This is a genomic window from Arthrobacter sp. efr-133-TYG-120 (assembly GCF_030209785.1).
Lineage (GTDB): Bacteria > Actinomycetota > Actinomycetes > Actinomycetales > Micrococcaceae > Arthrobacter.
Window position 1 is genome coordinate 111,005 of sequence record NZ_JARVRI010000036.1, and the last position, 15,027, is coordinate 126,031.

Genomic DNA, 15,027 nt, shown 5'->3' on the forward strand with positions numbered 1-15,027 from the left:
CGCCGGTGTGGGCCCAGCACGCGGGGTCACTTACAGCCCGTCCCAAGGGACATCATGGGCCGTAAGTGACCCCGCGTTGCACTTTAAGAGCTGTAGCCGAGAGGGTTGTTCTTCTGCCAGCGCCAGTGGTCTTCGCACATCTGGTCCACGGTCTTCGTGGTGGACCAGCTCAGGTCGGCCAGGGCAGAGGAGGCGTCGGCCCAGAATGCGGGCAGGTCTCCGGCGCGGCGGCCCGTGATCTCGTACGGCAGCGGGTGGCCCACGGCCTGCTCGAAGGCGTGGAGCATCTCCAGTACGGACGTGCCTTTCCCGGAGCCAAGGTTCCAGCGGTGAACGCCGGGGCGCTCCGCAACGTAGTCCAATGCGGCGACGTGGCCACCGGCGAGGTCGACGACGTGGATGTAGTCCCGCAGGCAGGTGCCGTCCGGGGTGTCGTAGTCTCCGCCGAAGACCATGAGCTTTTCGCGGCGGCCGACGGCGACCTGGGCGATGTAGGGGACCAGGTTGTTGGGGATACCCTGGGGGTCCTCGCCGATCCGGCCCGAGGGGTGTGCGCCCACCGGGTTGAAATAGCGCAACAAGGCGATGTGCCAGCGTTCGTCCGCGGCGCCGAGGTCCGTGAGAATGTCCTCGATCTGTTCCTTGGTACGGCCGTAGGGGTTGTTCGCCCCGATCTCCATCTTCTCGATGTAGGGGATGGGGTTGTGCTCGCCGTATACCGTGGCGGAGGAACTGAAAACGATCGACCGGACCCCGTGCTTGTCCATGGCGCGGAGCAGGTTCAGCGTGCCGACGATGTTGTTGTAGTAGTAGTTCAGGGGTTCCTGCACGGATTCGCCAACTGCCTTGAGCCCGGCGAAGTGGATGACGGCGTCGATGCTGTGCTGATCGAACACGGCTTCAACCGCGGCCTCGTCCACCAGATCCACTTTATGGAACGCCGCCGTCTTTCCCGCCAGCTCACCGACGCGGCGCAGGGACTCTTCGCTTGAGTTCACGAGGTTGTCCAGCACGACCACTTCGTGTCCGGTTTCCAGCAGGGACAGGACGGTGTGCGATCCGATGTAGCCGGTGCCACCCGTGACAAGAATTCTCATGCAAGCAACGCTAGCCGAACTTGCCAAGGCTCGCTCAGTGTTGCGTGCGCCACAGTCCCGCAGTTCCGGTGCGCCGGGCGGTACCGTTCAAGCACGTTCGTGCTAAAAAGATCTGTGCCCAAGATTGTTGATGCCGAAGCCCGGCGCCAGGAAGTAGTCGAAGCTGTCTTCAGGATCATCGCCTCGGATGGCCTGGAACGTGCCTCCTTGCGGGAGGTAGCCGATGAAGCCGGGCTCGCCGTCGGCTCGGTCCGGCATTACTTTGCCAGCAGCGATGAACTGCTGGTCCACTCCTTTGCCGTGGTCATCGACAGGATCGCCGCGCGGCTTGAGGACGCGTTCGCCGTCGTCGAATCCTTGGATCCGGATTCCGCGGAACACGACGCCGCCGTCTTAACCCTGGTGGGCCAATTCCTTCCGCTCGACGAGGAACTGGCCGTCGACGCCTGTGTCTGGATGGCATTCCGGCACGCGGCCCGAATCCGGCCAGTACTCGAACAGGAAGCGGCACGCAGCCACCGGGCCGTGGCCGCCGTCGTCGGCCGCTTGGTGATGCGGCTGATGCCCGACGGCGGATCCGGCCAGGAGCGCCTGGTGACCGAGGCCGAGCGCCTTCTGGCCACCCTGGACGGACTGTGCATGCACGCCCTGCTGCAGCCTGAGTGGATGACGGCCGAGGTCTGCCGCGACGTTCTGACCGCGCATCTGCAGACTCTCGTTGCGGTCCCGTCCAACCGTTAACGTCGAGGCTCAACGGGAATAGACTGGAACCCTGAGTGGGCACCTGCCAAGGGAGGCAATCGGATGCATGACACAGGCGGTCAGGGGTGGCGAATCACAATGGACACCTCCGGACCGATGCTCATTGCCTTGTATCTGAGAGACGTTGCTGGATTGGACGGAGCCGGTACGCCAACGTTGTCCCACGCCACACCCAAAGTCAGGCACGCGGACCACACGCACCTCACTGCCGAGGTAGGCGGGGTGCCGGCCCTCAAGACAGAGTGGGAGGCCTGGTGGGAGCAGCTGTTGAGGGCGTATCCGGATGCCGCGCCGGAGCTTTCACCCCCGGGATTCAACGCCTTCGGCAATTCACCCGCCCTACGCCGAGTATTGCAGGCACACTTCGGAGCCGCCCTGACCTGGGCCCGTGAGCGCCTTGAAGAGTACGAAAAACTGGAGGCTGAACGCGAAGCGAGCGGCGCCACGTTGCTTCTGGGGGACATGGTGGAGGACCGGCTGCTGGAAGTCGGACGAAGTTCCCGGGACTTCCAGCTGACAATCATCGAGCTACCCCTCAACGAGCCAAGGGCCTGGTACCTTGAGCCGGACAAGATGATCATGAGCCACCAACTCTTGTCCGAACCGGATATCTTCCGCAGCTACGTCCAGCCGGTGGTTGAACTACTGGTCTGAAGCCCGGGCGACGCCGCCAGGCACCGCCGAGGCCCCGCTCAAAACTAGGTCTTCGGAGCCGAAACCGTGATGGTCACGGACCCCGACGCTGCCGCCGAATCCTGCCAGCCCTTGTGGTCCTGCCGGTTCCAGGTGGCGCCAGCCACGTCAACCTGCGTCACGGAAAGGTCCTTGGCATTCGCCACGGCCCACTGGGCCACAGCCCACGCCTGCGCACCGCTGATGTTCAACTGGACCGTGCGGCCCTGGGCCACGGCCGGCAGGGCGCCGAACTCCGTGGTCATGGCGGCCACGACGGCGTTCGGGTCGCCGGCGGTGTCCGCGGCCCGGAGCGTGCAGTCGAGGGCCCGTTCGGAATGTCCCGTGAGCGCCGACGCATACGCCCGGCCCATGGGTTCCTGCTGCGCGTAGGCCTGGGGGTAGGCGGAATGCTGGACCGCTTGCGCCGCATCAGTGATCGCCATTGTTTCGTAGCCGGGTATTTTCACAAGGTGGTCATAGAAAGCGTTCGTCGCGTAGACGGGATCCATGACCTCGGCTTCGGTGCCCCAGCCCTGGGAGGGGCGCTGCTGGAACAGGCCCCGTGAATCGGGGCCAACCTCGTCACCGTGCCCGATGTTGCGAAGCTTGGATTCCTGCATGGCTGTGGCCACGGCGATTGTGGCCGCGCGCGGAGGCAGCCCCCGCTGCACGGCAATGGCGGTGATGAGGGCGGCATTCGCGGCCTGGTCCGTCGCCAGCTCGTACGAGTCCGAGCCCACGACGGCGACGCAGCGTTCCGTAACCAAGGTTTCGGAACGCTGCAGTACAGTCACCACGGCGTAGATGGCACCGGCTACCAAGGCAAGCGCCAGCAACAAGATGATGGTGCGTCGGAGACGGCGCATCCAGGTATCAGCTAGTTGGCGTGGAGGGCTTCGTTGAGTTCCACCGTCTGGCCCTTGCGGGGAAGGACCTCGACTTCGCCAGTTGTGGAATTGCGGCGGAACAGCAGGTTCGGCACGCCGGAGAGCTCAACAGCCTTGATGATGCTGCTGGTGTCTTCCCCGTTGGCGTCCTTCGGGCCGGGGATGCGCACGCGGGTTCCAGCCGTGACGTAGAGGCCTGCTTCGACCACGGAGTCGTCGCCGATGCTGATGCCCACGCCGGAGTTGGCACCCAGGAGCACGCGCTCACCCAGGGCGATCTTTTCCTTGCCGCCACCGGAGAGGGTCCCCATGATGGAGGCGCCGCCACCGACGTCGGTGCCGTCACCGGCAACAACACCTGCCGAGATGCGGCCTTCCACCATGGACGTGCCGAGCGTGCCGGCGTTGAAGTTCACGAAGCCCTCGTGCATGACCGTGGTGCCTTCGGAGAGGTAGGCGCCCAGGCGGACCCGGTCGGCGTCGGCGATCCTGACCCCGGTGGGAACGACGTAGTCCACCATGCGCGGGAACTTGTCCACTCCGTAGACCGTGACGGCGCCGCGCTTACGCAAGCGGGCGCGGGTCAATTCGAAGCCGTCCACTGCGGCGGGACCGAAGTTCGTCCACACAACGTTCGGGAGCTTGCCGAAGATCCCGTCCAGGTTGATGCTGTTGGGCTTGACGAGCCGGTGCGAAAGCAAGTGCAGGCGCAGGTAGGCGTCAACGGTGTCGGCGGGTGCCTCGTCCAGGTTGATCTGGGCAAAGACCACCTTCTGTTCGGTCCGGCGGTCGGCGTCGTGGCTTTCAGCTGCGAGAGCGGTCAGCGACTCGTCGGCGTGCTCCACGGCGCGCAGGGATGCGGCAGCTTCGCCCAATGCCGGTGCCGGAAACCATACGTCCAGCACTGTCGTTTCTCCGGCGTCGGAGGTGGCGATGGTGGCCAGGCCAAAGCCATAGGCGGAGCGATCGTTGTCAGAAGCGCTATCGAGAGCGGCAGAGGCAGCGGTTTCAGTCATGGCGCAAGTCTATCGAGAGCCACTGCTTCCCTTGAAACCGTGTGTGGACCGAGGGGTCGCAATTCGCTCGGGATACAGTTGACAGGTGACCGTTGAAACTACCCCGATCCTTCTTGACATCAGGCAAGACGTTGCGCTGCTGACCGCGGCGCTGATGGACATCAACAGCGTGTCCGGCAACGAAGCCGCGCTTGCAGACGCCGTTGAATCCGCGCTTCGTACGATCCCCGGCCTGCAGCTTGTGCGGGACGGCGACGCCATCATTGCCCGGACCGAGCTGGGACGCCCGGAGCGCGTGATCTTGGCCGGCCACCTCGATACCGTGCCGTTGCCCACCGTGGAGGGTTCGCTCGGCACCGTGCCCGCCACGTGGGAGTCCGGTGTCCCCGGGACGGGAACCTTGTATGGACGCGGAGCCACCGACATGAAGGGCGGGGTCGCGGTGCAGCTTGCGCTCGCCGCGACAATGTTCGACGGCGGCGCCGAGCCGGGCAAAGACGTCACCTTCGTCTTCTATGACCATGAGGAAGTTGAAGCGGTCAAGAGCGGCCTCGGCCGCTTGGTACGGAACCATGGCCATCTCCTGGAGGGGGACTTCGCGATCCTGCTCGAACCCACGGACGGCACGGTGGAAGGCGGTTGCAACGGCACCAGCCGCTTCGAAGCCACCACGGTCGGGGAAGCGGCGCACTCCGCCCGGGCGTGGATGGGCAGCAACGCCATCCACGCAGCCGCTCCCATCCTGAGCCGCTTGGCCTCCTACGAACCTCGCACCGTCAACGTGGACGGGCTGGACTACCGGGAAAGCCTCAATGCTGTGAAGATCAACGGCGGCACTGCGGGCAACGTCATCCCGGACCGTTGCGTCGTGGAGATCAACTACCGCTTCGCGCCGGACAAGACCCCGGACCAGGCCGAAGCCCATGTCCGCGAACTCTTGGACGGCTTCGACGTCGTCCGCACCGACGCTGCCGCCGGGGCGCGGCCGGGCCTCAACCACCCGGCTGCGGCGTCCTTCGTTGCCGCCGTCGGTGCCGAGCCCAAACCCAAATACGGTTGGACCGACGTCGCGCGCTTCAGCGAGCTAGGCGTTCCCGCGGTCAACTTCGGACCGGGCGATCCGCTTCTTGCGCACAAAGACAACGAACACGTCGACGCCGACGCCATCCGTGAGTGCCTCCGGGCGTTGCGGTCGTGGCTGGCTGACTAGGTGGAGTGACCTTATTTTTGCTTGAGAATGCGGGTGTGGCCCGTGGGCTTGGTTCCGGAACCAAGCCCACGGGCCACACCCACGTCTGCGACGTTCTTGCGACTAGCCCTCGATTGCCACAATCTCCGACTTGGCCACCTTCACCACTTTGACGTTGCGGCGCATCCGGCCTTCAAGCCACTTGGCGATTCCGGCCAGGATCAGGCACATCCCGACGTACAGGACACCGGCAATGATCGCGGAAGGAATGATGGGCGAACCGTACTGGGCCTGGCTTCCGAAGTACTTGGCCTGGAAGAGGATCTCGTTGTAGGTCACGATGAAGCCCAATGCGGTGTCCTTGAGGATGACCACTAGTTGGGAAATGATCACCGGGAGCATCGAACGGACCGCCTGCGGCAGCAGGATGTTTGTCATGACCGCGCTCTTCGGCAAGCCGATGGCGTAGCCGGCCTCGCTCTGGCCACGGGGGAGCGATTCGATGCCGGCCCGGAAGACTTCCGCGAGCACCGATCCGTTGTAGAGCACCAGGCCCGCAACGACTGCCGTGAAAGGCGTGATCCCCTGGACGCCGAGGGGAGGGAGCCCGTAGTAGAAGATCATCATGAGGATCAGCAACGGAATGGCACGGAAGAGCTCCGTGAACCCATAGCAAGGCAAGCTGATCCACTTGCGGTCGGAGAGCCTCCCGAAGGCCAGGAAGACACCCAGCACCAAGCTGAGCACGGCTGCCGTGGCAAACGCTGAAAGCGTGGCGCCCACTGATTGGATGATGGTCTGCTGGACCAGCGGGAAGGTGAACAAATGCCACTTCTTCTCGTCGAACTGGCCGCTTTGGGCGAAACGAAGGACGATGAATCCGACGATGGCGAGAATGACCAGGGCGGTCACGACGCCGAGAATCCGGTAGCGTGCGCGGGCCTTCGGGCCCGGAGCGTCAAAAAGGACCGAGCTCATCGGGCCACCTTCCATTTCTTTTCAAGCTTCCGCTGGACGAAGGAAAGGATGAAAACGAGCAGAACGAAGATCAGTGCGACCCAGAGCAGCCCGGCCATGGCAGGCTCGCCGCGCTCGGAAAGATTCGATCTGATGGCTCCCGCTTCGGCGACCGAGAAGCCGGCTGCCACCGTTGTGTTCTTGAGCAATGCGATGAACACGCTGAACATGGGCGGGATGACGGCACGGAATGCCTGGGGGAGGATCACCAGTGTCAGGGTTTGGGTGAACGGAAGGCCGATGGCACGGGCAGCTTCGGCCTGGCCGACAGGCACGGTGTTGATGCCGGAGCGCACGGCTTCCGCCACATAAGTAGCGGTGTACAGGCTGAGGCCGACGGTTGCGGCGGTCATGAAATCAATTTCCACGAGACCGAGCTTCGGATAGCCCAAGGCAAAAAAGAACAGGACCAACGTCAATGGGGTATTGCGCACAACGTTGATGTACAAAGTGGCTGCGGCGCGCATCGCAGGGATGGGGGATACCCTCAAGGTCGCCACGATGGTGCCCAGGATCAGGGCGAAGATCCCGGCAACGACGAAAAGTACAAGGGTGTTCCGGAACCCTGTGATGAACAGGTCCGAATTATTCAGCAGCGTATTCACAGAATGGTCGCTTTCAGCCGATATTCGAGGGGGCAGCCAAGGGCCGCCCCCTCAACATGGGTTTAGTAGTTGTCCACTGCGGGTTGGGTGACCTTGGTGCCGGACTGGCCCAGTGTGGAGTCGTAGATCTTCTGCCACACAGAGCCGCCGTCAGTGAACATCTTGTTCACGAACTTGCGGAAGGCGGTATCGCCCTTCTTCAAGCCAACACCGTACTTCTCAGTGGTGAACGGCTGGCCGACCACCTTGAGGTTGTCGGTGTCCTGGGAGGCATAACCGATCAGGATTGCCTGGTCGGTAGTCACAGCATCGACCTGGCCGCTCTTGAGCGCCTCGACACACTGTGAGTACGTGTCGAACTCAGTGGTCTTGGTGCCGGGGAAGTTTGCCTTGATGTTCTGGATGGGGGTTGAACCCGTGGCCGAACAGACGTTCTTCCCGCTCAGGTCCTTCTCGCTGTTGATGGTCGTGTTGCTCTTCTTGACCAGCAGGCCTTGACCCGTCACGAAGTAGGGTCCGGCGAAGTCGACCAACTGCTTGCGCTTGTCCGTGATGGAGTAGGTCCCGACGTAGTAGTCAATGTCGCCGTTGGTAATGGCGGACTCGCGGTTGGCCGAAGGAATGGGCTTGTACTCGATCTTGTCCTTGGAGAAACCGAGGGATGCGGCGATCCACTGGGCAACCTGGATGTCAAAACCGCTGTACTCGCCGGTCGCGGCATCCTTGAAGCCCAGGCCAGGCTGATCCTGCTTGACGCCGATCGTGATCTTTCCGTTCGACTTGATCTTGTCGAACGTGGGGCTGCCCGTGATGGACACGTTCTGGGCCACCGTGAACGGCGCGGACTCGCTGCTTGGCGCGGTGGTGGAACCCCCGCCGCCACCGCATGCGCTCAGCGAAAGGGCGAGCGCCGCGCTTGCAGCGACCAGGAGGGATTTCCTCCGGGTGATAAAAGACTTCATGATATTCCTTTCATTGTGCGGCCACCCCCGCGGCCTGGGTGCGGTGAGTGTCAGTGAGTCAGGAGTTTGGAGAGGAAATCCTTGGCACGGTTGCTTTGGGGGTTGGTGAAGAATTCCTCGGGCTTGGCGTCTTCAACAATCTGGCCGTCGGCCATGAAGACAACGCGGTCGGCGGCTTTGCGCGCAAAGCCCATCTCGTGGGTGACCACGATCATGGTCATACCTTCCTTGGCCAACTGGACCATGACATCCAGGACCTCGTTGATCATTTCCGGATCAAGTGCCGAAGTCGGCTCGTCGAAAAGCATGACCTTCGGCTTCATCGCGAGAGCCCGGGCAATTGCCACACGCTGCTGTTGGCCACCGGAGAGCTGTGCAGGCATCTTGGGTGCCTGTTGCCCGACGCCGACCCGCTCCAACAACGCCATGGCGTCCTTGTCCGCGGTTGCTTTGTCCTGTTTCTTCACCTTGATCGGTCCCAGCGTGACGTTTTCGAGAATCGTCTTGTGGGCGAACAGGTTGAACGATTGGAAGACCATGCCGACGTCGGCCCTGAGAAGGGCAAGTTCCTTGCCTTCCTCAGGCAGCTTCTTGCCATCGATCGAAATCTCGCCCGTATCGATGGTCTCCAAGCGGTTGATGGCCCGGCACAGCGTGGACTTGCCCGAGCCCGAAGGCCCGATGACAACCACAACCTCACCCTTTTTCACTTGGAGGTTGATGTCCTTCAGGACATGTAGTTGACCAAAGTGCTTATTGACGCCATTCAGGGAGACGAGGGCATCGCTGGCGGCTTGAATAGTCATGTGACGAATCTAGCGAAGAAATGATTCAAGTTGAGCCAGCTCACACTAACTTACGTGGATCGTGATTCAACAGATACCTGCTTTGCAGCTATCTGACAGCAAATGATGGGTAGGAAACCCAATACCGCAAACAACAGGCCACGCCGGAACGGCTGCAGCCGCCATCCGCGCTAGCCTAGGTCAATGAGTACCAGCCAGCCCCAAGTTCCTAGTCCAGACGCCAATGGCAAGGCGATGAGCAACGGATCGGCAGCGTCAGCTCCGGCCGTAGCCGCAGAGCCGCCAGCCAAGCACAAAGGACCCTTGGAGCTTCGGCGCAAACAGGCCGCTATGCCGATGTCGGACCAGCGACTCCTGGACACCAGGGGAGCCGACCACTTCATTCACACCGACCCGTGGCGGGTCCTGCGGATCCAGAGTGAATTCGTTGAAGGATTCGGTGCGCTCGCCGAGCTCGGCCCCGCCGTCAGTGTCTTTGGTTCCGCCCGCACCAAGCCGGGCACCGGCTATTACGATATGGGCGTGCAGGTGGGCCGCCACCTCGCGGAAGCCGGCGTCGCCGTCATCACCGGTGGTGGCCCGGGATCCATGGAAGCCGCCAACCGGGGCGCCGTTGAAGGCAACGGCGTTTCCGTGGGACTGGGAATCGAGCTGCCCTTCGAACAAGGCCTCAACCGCTGGGTGGACCTTGGCATCAACTTCAGGTACTTCTTTGCCCGCAAGACCATGTTCGTCAAGTACGCGCAAGGGTTCATTGTCCTGCCGGGCGGCCTGGGAACCCTGGACGAACTGTTCGAAGCCATGGTCCTGGTGCAGACCCGCAAGGTGACATCGTTCCCCATCGTCCTCCTGGGGGTCGACTTCTGGAGCCCGATGATCGAATGGATCAAGGGGACCCTGGTGGCCGAAGGCATGGTCTCCGCGAAGGACCTGGACCTCATCCAGCTTGTGGACGATCCTGCGGACGCCGTTCACCGCGTCCTGCACGGAATCCCGCGGGCACCCTCGACCAACGGGGACCAGCGCCCGGAGTAGCCTTGCCGTCACTGAGCTCTCAGCTGAGTCTGGCACGATGGTTGTTGTGAGCTTTTTTCTGGTCTTTCTCGCGATTGTCATTATCGGTGCCGTGTTGTTCCTCGGCGCCGGAATGGCGAGATCCGCCCGCGACTCCGGCGCCGGTTTGGACGAACCCGTCCCGAACCTGCCGCCGGTCCTGTTGCCGGCAGGAGCCAAGGCATCCGACGTCGACCGCGTGCGCTTCGCCCTTGGGCTGCGGGGCTACCGGATGGACCAGGTGGATGAGGTCCTCGATGAGCTCCGGGATCAGCTGACCTCGCAGGAGAGGGAAATCGAACGGCTGAAACTGGCCTTGGAGGCAGCCGGGAACCAGGAAGACCCAAAAGAGTGACCCCGTCACTCGAATCGCGGTCCCCGACGGGATTCCTGGTCCGAAGATTGCGCCGCGCCGGAGCCCACGCCGCGGGCTGGCCGTGGTGGGTCCAGGTCTCCCTCGTCTACATCGCCTCGAGGCTTGTCAGCGCTTGCATCTTCATGGCCGCAGCGTTGCAGCAAGGCGTCAATCCGTGGTTTCCGCCGGCACCTGACTACTGGAACTTCATCACCATCTGGGATGGGCGCTGGTACGCCGAAGCGGCGAACAACGGGTACCCCTCTGTTTTGCCGGTCAATGCGAACGGCGGCGTCGCGGAAAATTCCTGGGCGTTCTATCCACTCTTTCCGTACCTTGCCAGGGCGCTCGGTGCACTCACCGGACTGGCGACGCTGCCCGCCCTGACGGTCGTCGCGATGGTGGCCGGGTTTGGGGCGGCCCTGGTGGCCTACAAACTGTTCCGGGAATTCGCCGGGCGGACCACGGCGCTGTGGGCACTGACCTTGTTCTCGATGTTCCCCGTCTCGGCCATCCTGCAGGTCCCCTACGCGGAATCCCTCAATACCCTGCTCCTGGCGGGTTCGCTCCTGCTGCTGGTGCGTCGCAAGTACCTCGCGGCGATGCCCGTGGTCTTGCTCATGTGCCTGTCGCGGCCCACTGGAGTGCCCTTCGCGGCCATGGTGGGCCTACTCCTGGTCCACCACTTGTGGAAGAGGTTCGGGCGCCGCCCGTCAGTGCCCGCCGCCGGGTCGATCCCGACGCTCCGGGAGCTTGGATCGCTGGCCGCGCTAGTGGGGGTCAGCGCGGCGGGGGCCCTCGCGTGGCCGGCCATCGCCTGGGCGGTCACGGGGGATCCGCTGGCCTACACCAAGACCGAAACTGTTTGGCGAGGGGACGACCTTGTTCCGTTCAAGCCATGGTTCGAGACCGGCCAAATGCTCTTCGGGCCGGTACTCGGCATTCTCGCGCCGTTCGTCTTCGTCGCGCTCTTTGCCCTGCTGATGTTGAGCAAACCTGTCCGGGCCCTCGGCACCGAACTGAGGCTTTGGTGCACGTGCTACGTGGGGTATCTTCTGGTCTTCCTGCACCCCCAGACGAGCACGTTCCGGATGCTCTTGCCGTTGTTCCCCTTGGCGCTCAGCACGGCCTGGTTGTCCCGCTCGAAGGCTTACCGCGGCACCATGGTGGTCATGTTCTTCCTCCTCCAGATCGTATGGATCGTCTGGCTGTGGGCGTGGGCGCAGTTGCCGGGCGGCGGCGACTATCCTCCGTGATGCCTCCGCGTCGTTTCGCCAGTTCAAGCGCGATCACGGCCCGGCGGGAAAAGTCCATCAATTAGCTACGGGCGGGTAATTACGAGATAATGGACACAAGCAAGGACAAAGGCACCCTCGGGTGCCCGGCGACGACGACTGAACTGCCATGACTGTCGACGCCGTATATTCCACGCGGAGCCAACCCGGCCGGGTTGGCGGGATTTGGGACAACTGGAGGGGATTTTCCTAATGGCGGCTATGAAACCACGTACTGGCGACGGCCCTATGGAAGTAACCAAAGAGGGCCGCAGCCTGATCATGCGTGTGCCGCTCGAAGGCGGAGGACGGCTGGTGGTCGAGCTCAACGCAGCAGAGGCGGCGAACCTCAAGGAATGCCTCGTAGGCGTTACCGAATAGATTCACTGGGCAGGGCCCCGGCAGAAGAGCCGGCGCCCTGCTTTCATGTTTAAGCCTGAAGGCGAACGAGGGCCAGCTACTTCTTGACCGCTACCAGCAATCCGTCTCCCGTGGGAAGCATCGCTGACGAGAGCCGTTCGTCGTCGCGGATGGCCTTGCCGATCTGGCGCAACACCACGGTGGTGCTGTCCCTGGCAGCCGGGTTGGAAACTTTGTCCTTGTCCAGCGCGTCATTGATGACCAATGTTCCGCCCGACTTGAGCAATCGGATGGCTTGCTGAACGTAACCGGGAAAGTTCGGTTTGTCGGCGTCGATGAACACGAGGTCGTATGCGGAGTCGGTGAGGCGCGGCAAAACGTCGGCCGCACGGCCGGAGATCGTCCGGGTGCGGTTCGCCGGACTGCCGGATTCCAGGAAGGCCTCGCGGGCGGCCTTGAGGTGCTCGACGTCGACGTCGATAGTGGTCAGGACGGCCTGCGGGCTGAGGCCCCGCAGCAGGCACACGCCGGAGACCCCTGCACCGGAGCCGACCTCCACAACCGTCTGTGCCTTCGACGCCGCGGCCAGGACTGTCAGGACGGCGCCAACGCCGGGGCTGACGGGAGTAACGCCCAGCTCGAAGGAGCGTTCACGGGCGCGAAGCAACACGTCGTCCTCGGCAGGCAGATCTTCTGCATAGGACCAGCTGGTTGACTTGTCGGCACTCATGGGGGTTCGCTTTCCAGGCAGAGGGGTATTCCTTCCAGACTACTGGCTACGGGCCGCCCAGCCCGGATGCCTGCGGCCCGCAATTCTGTGTCTCTCCGGCTTCCTCCGGATGATGTTCGCTCTGCGGGAAAAGCCTGCCTGCGATCAGCAAAATCTCAGGCAACACTGGGATGATGTATATCCAGCCATCCAAGTGAGGGCCGGCAACGAACTCCTGAGTGACCGGCAGGATGACAAACAGTTTGAGGGGAGCGGACGATGCGGGCATCAAGTGCTGCGCCAGTCCAGGCAACGGCAGCAGTCCTGGGTTCCACCGACACGGCCCCGCCAGCCGAAGAATGGGTCAGGCCAAGCTGGGAAGAAGTGGTGGAGAACCACTCCGCCAAGGTCTTCCGCCTTGCCTACCGGCTCACCGGAAACAAGTTCGACGCCGAGGACCTCACCCAGGAAGTCTTCGTCAGGGTCTTCCGTTCGCTCGAAAACTTCAAGCCAGGCACACTCGACGGCTGGCTGCACCGGATCACCACCAATCTCTTCCTCGACCAGGCCCGTCGGAAAAGCCGTATTCGATTCGATGCCCTGGCCGAAGACGCCGAATCCCGGCTGCCTGGACATGAACCCGGTCCCGAGCAGAGCTTCGAGTTGAACAACCTCGATCTCGACGTCCAGCGCGCCCTGGAAGAACTGCCCCCGGACTTTCGCGCCGCCGTCGTGCTTTGCGATCTTGAAGGCCTCTCCTACGACGAAGTTGCCGAGGCGCTCGGCGTGAAGCTGGGAACCGTCAGGTCCCGCATCCACCGCGGCCGGACAATGCTCCGCGAAAAACTGGCGCACCGGGATCCGCGTCCGGTCCAGGCCCGCAAGCCGCGCCTTAAGATGCCGCGCATCGCCGGCCTCCTTTAGTCGCCGATGGGTCTGCTGAAAGGACGACGCGGTGGTTTGACTCGGGGAAAAATCCGGCACAGCCGAGCCCCCGGCCACCTGCAGCAATGCTCTGAATGCCACGCCGCTGTCCTGCGGGAACGCCAGTACCTCGAACGGCTTCGCCGTGCCGCCGTTCCCGAGGCGAGCCAGGACTTCACCAACAGGCTGATCGAGCACACCCAGCGGTTGGCGCAATCCGATGTCGACGAGCGCCCGGCGCCCCAGCGAAGCGTATGGCACGGGATCCGGCTCGCCAGCGCCGCGGCCGGCGGGCTCGCCGTCAGCGCCGGAATCCTGGCGGTTGCGGCCTACGCGCTTGGCGGCGAAGTTGCGCCCCAGGCGTCCGACCGTGGCGAACAGGAAGTCCGGACCCTGGTCAGTTCCACCGTGCCCGGAAACGCCGTAGAGCAACTCCCCGTGACGGGTTCGCAGTTGAGCCTGCCCGTCGGCGTTGCCGGGACGGTGAACCTGAGCGAGCAGCAATTGTCCGAACTGCGGAGGGACGGCTGGGCATGTCCCGAAATGGCAAGCATGGGTTACCACGTGGTTTCCGCCCGGGCCCTGATGCAGGACGGGCACCCCGCCGTTGAGCTGCACCTCAGTGACGGTGACCACCACGCCACGCTGGTGGAGCAGCACTTGGAGGGCAGCGGCGCTTCGGGGACCCAATTGTCCATTACCCAGGGGGCCCCGTGGCAGGCCGTCTACTCCTCGCCGGTGGCAGTGCTGCGTTATTCCTCCGACATGCCTGCCAGCCAGGCCGCCGGAGCCGTTCCGGAGCTCGTGAAAGCGGGCGACTCGCTGGTGGTTGCCCGGCCCGCCGAAAACAGCACAGGGACCTGGAACGATCGGCTGCAACGGGGACTCCATACCCTGGCGGGCCTCGCAGGTTTCTGAGCGGACCAACGGACAGGGTAATCTTCGATACGTGTTTGGAATCAATGGCTCGGAGTTTCTCATCCTGCTGATCATCGGCGTCATCGTGATCGGCCCCAGCCGTTTGCCTGAATACACGCGGAAGCTGACGAATCTGGTCAAGGAGCTGCGGCGCATGGCGTCCGGCGCGCGTGAGCAGATCAAGGAAGAAGTCGGCATCGACATCGATGAAGTCGACTGGAAGAAGTATGACCCGCGCCAGTACGATCCGCGCCGGATCATCAAGGAAGCGCTGCTCGACGACGACACGAAGCCCGTCAGCGACGGTGCGCCTGTCGCTGTGGCAGCCGTGGACACTCCGACGAAAGCTCCCGAACGGGTTGTCGAACGGCTTTCCGTCGGTGAAAAAGCGCCCTTCGACGCTGAAGCCACCTAAGAA

The 15,027-nt window shown here is 63.3% G+C and carries 18 protein-coding genes; 10 read left to right on the top strand and 8 right to left on the bottom strand.

Annotated elements, in window-relative coordinates; translation table 11 throughout:
- Positions 1 to 83: 83 nt before the first annotated feature.
- On the bottom strand, positions 84 to 1,097 hold the full coding sequence (gene galE / locus QRN51_RS19255) for a UDP-glucose 4-epimerase GalE (RefSeq protein WP_284991428.1): 1,014 nt from the start codon (positions 1,095 to 1,097) through the stop codon (positions 84 to 86).
- A 114-nt stretch (positions 1,098 to 1,211) separates the two neighbouring features.
- Here galE and QRN51_RS19260 point away from each other — a divergent pair, with 114 nt between their 5' ends.
- Complete coding sequence (locus QRN51_RS19260; protein WP_284991429.1) at positions 1,212 to 1,838, top strand: TetR/AcrR family transcriptional regulator; 627 nt, start codon at positions 1,212 to 1,214, stop codon at positions 1,836 to 1,838.
- Positions 1,839 to 1,901: 63 nt separating this feature from the next.
- Entirely contained in the window at positions 1,902 to 2,513 is a 612-nt protein-coding gene (locus QRN51_RS19265; RefSeq protein WP_059387481.1) for a hypothetical protein, read from the top strand.
- A gap of 44 nt (positions 2,514 to 2,557) precedes the next feature.
- Here QRN51_RS19265 and QRN51_RS19270 read toward each other — a convergent pair whose 3' ends face one another.
- Positions 2,558 to 3,400: a transglycosylase SLT domain-containing protein gene (locus QRN51_RS19270; RefSeq protein ID WP_284991431.1), complete on the bottom strand. Its 843-nt coding sequence runs from the start codon at positions 3,398 to 3,400 to the stop codon at positions 2,558 to 2,560.
- Between the two features lie 11 nt (positions 3,401 to 3,411).
- Complete coding sequence (dapD, locus tag QRN51_RS19275) at positions 3,412 to 4,437, bottom strand: 2,3,4,5-tetrahydropyridine-2,6-dicarboxylate N-succinyltransferase (protein ID WP_284991432.1); 1,026 nt, start codon at positions 4,435 to 4,437, stop codon at positions 3,412 to 3,414.
- Positions 4,438 to 4,522: 85 nt separating this feature from the next.
- On the opposite strand from dapD, the gene dapE reads away from it, so the two are divergent.
- Positions 4,523 to 5,647: a succinyl-diaminopimelate desuccinylase gene (gene dapE / locus QRN51_RS19280; RefSeq protein WP_284991434.1), complete on the top strand. Its 1,125-nt coding sequence runs from the start codon at positions 4,523 to 4,525 to the stop codon at positions 5,645 to 5,647.
- Between the two features lie 102 nt (positions 5,648 to 5,749).
- Here dapE and QRN51_RS19285 read toward each other — a convergent pair whose 3' ends face one another.
- The 4 genes from QRN51_RS19285 to QRN51_RS19300 all read right to left on the bottom strand — a co-directional run bounded on the left by QRN51_RS19285 (position 5,750) and on the right by QRN51_RS19300 (position 9,016).
- Positions 5,750 to 6,604, bottom strand: coding sequence for an amino acid ABC transporter permease (locus QRN51_RS19285; protein WP_059387483.1), 855 nt, complete (start codon positions 6,602 to 6,604; stop codon positions 5,750 to 5,752).
- Entirely contained in the window at positions 6,601 to 7,248 is a 648-nt protein-coding gene (locus QRN51_RS19290) for an amino acid ABC transporter permease (protein WP_059387484.1), read from the bottom strand. The genes QRN51_RS19285 and QRN51_RS19290 overlap by 4 nt, the downstream gene beginning before the upstream one ends.
- Before the next feature lie 62 nt (positions 7,249 to 7,310).
- Positions 7,311 to 8,210 (bottom strand): glutamate ABC transporter substrate-binding protein, encoded by a 900-nt coding sequence (locus tag QRN51_RS19295; protein WP_059387485.1) that lies wholly within the window; start codon positions 8,208 to 8,210, stop codon positions 7,311 to 7,313.
- Between the two features lie 50 nt (positions 8,211 to 8,260).
- Positions 8,261 to 9,016, bottom strand: a complete 756-nt coding sequence (locus tag QRN51_RS19300; RefSeq protein ID WP_059387486.1) for an amino acid ABC transporter ATP-binding protein — start codon at positions 9,014 to 9,016, stop codon at positions 8,261 to 8,263.
- Positions 9,017 to 9,250: 234 nt separating this feature from the next.
- Here QRN51_RS19300 and QRN51_RS19305 point away from each other — a divergent pair, with 234 nt between their 5' ends.
- The 4 genes from QRN51_RS19305 to QRN51_RS19320 all read left to right on the top strand — a co-directional run bounded on the left by QRN51_RS19305 (position 9,251) and on the right by QRN51_RS19320 (position 12,079).
- Positions 9,251 to 10,051 carry an LOG family protein gene (locus QRN51_RS19305; RefSeq protein WP_284991562.1) on the top strand — a complete coding sequence of 267 codons (801 nt, stop codon included), beginning with the start codon at positions 9,251 to 9,253 and terminating at the stop codon, positions 10,049 to 10,051.
- Positions 10,052 to 10,088: 37 nt separating this feature from the next.
- Positions 10,089 to 10,424, top strand: a complete 336-nt coding sequence (locus QRN51_RS19310) for a DivIVA domain-containing protein (protein ID WP_284991437.1) — start codon at positions 10,089 to 10,091, stop codon at positions 10,422 to 10,424.
- Positions 10,421 to 11,680, top strand: a complete 1,260-nt coding sequence (locus tag QRN51_RS19315) for a putative hexosyltransferase (protein WP_502870883.1) — start codon at positions 10,421 to 10,423, stop codon at positions 11,678 to 11,680. The genes QRN51_RS19310 and QRN51_RS19315 overlap by 4 nt, the downstream gene beginning before the upstream one ends.
- Positions 11,681 to 11,911: 231 nt before the next feature.
- Positions 11,912 to 12,079, top strand: a complete 168-nt coding sequence (locus QRN51_RS19320; RefSeq protein ID WP_009357720.1) for a DUF3117 domain-containing protein — start codon at positions 11,912 to 11,914, stop codon at positions 12,077 to 12,079.
- A gap of 76 nt (positions 12,080 to 12,155) precedes the next feature.
- On the opposite strand, the gene QRN51_RS19325 is transcribed toward QRN51_RS19320, so the two are convergent.
- Positions 12,156 to 12,788, bottom strand: coding sequence for an O-methyltransferase (locus QRN51_RS19325; RefSeq protein ID WP_059387489.1), 633 nt, complete (start codon positions 12,786 to 12,788; stop codon positions 12,156 to 12,158).
- Positions 12,789 to 13,046: 258 nt separating this feature from the next.
- On the opposite strand from QRN51_RS19325, the gene sigE reads away from it, so the two are divergent.
- Genes sigE through QRN51_RS19340 form a run of 3 tightly spaced genes read left to right on the top strand, consistent with a single transcriptional unit; the run spans position 13,047 to position 15,024 of the window.
- A complete protein-coding gene (gene sigE, locus QRN51_RS19330) occupies positions 13,047 to 13,691 on the top strand; it encodes an RNA polymerase sigma factor SigE (RefSeq protein ID WP_059387491.1) in 645 nt (214 codons plus the stop codon).
- 36 nt (positions 13,692 to 13,727) lie between these two features.
- Positions 13,728 to 14,609 carry a hypothetical protein gene (locus tag QRN51_RS19335; protein ID WP_284991440.1) on the top strand — a complete coding sequence of 294 codons (882 nt, stop codon included), beginning with the start codon at positions 13,728 to 13,730 and terminating at the stop codon, positions 14,607 to 14,609.
- Between the two features lie 31 nt (positions 14,610 to 14,640).
- Positions 14,641 to 15,024, top strand: a complete 384-nt coding sequence (locus tag QRN51_RS19340; RefSeq protein WP_059387493.1) for a twin-arginine translocase TatA/TatE family subunit — start codon at positions 14,641 to 14,643, stop codon at positions 15,022 to 15,024.
- The last annotated feature ends 3 nt before the right edge of the window (positions 15,025 to 15,027 follow it).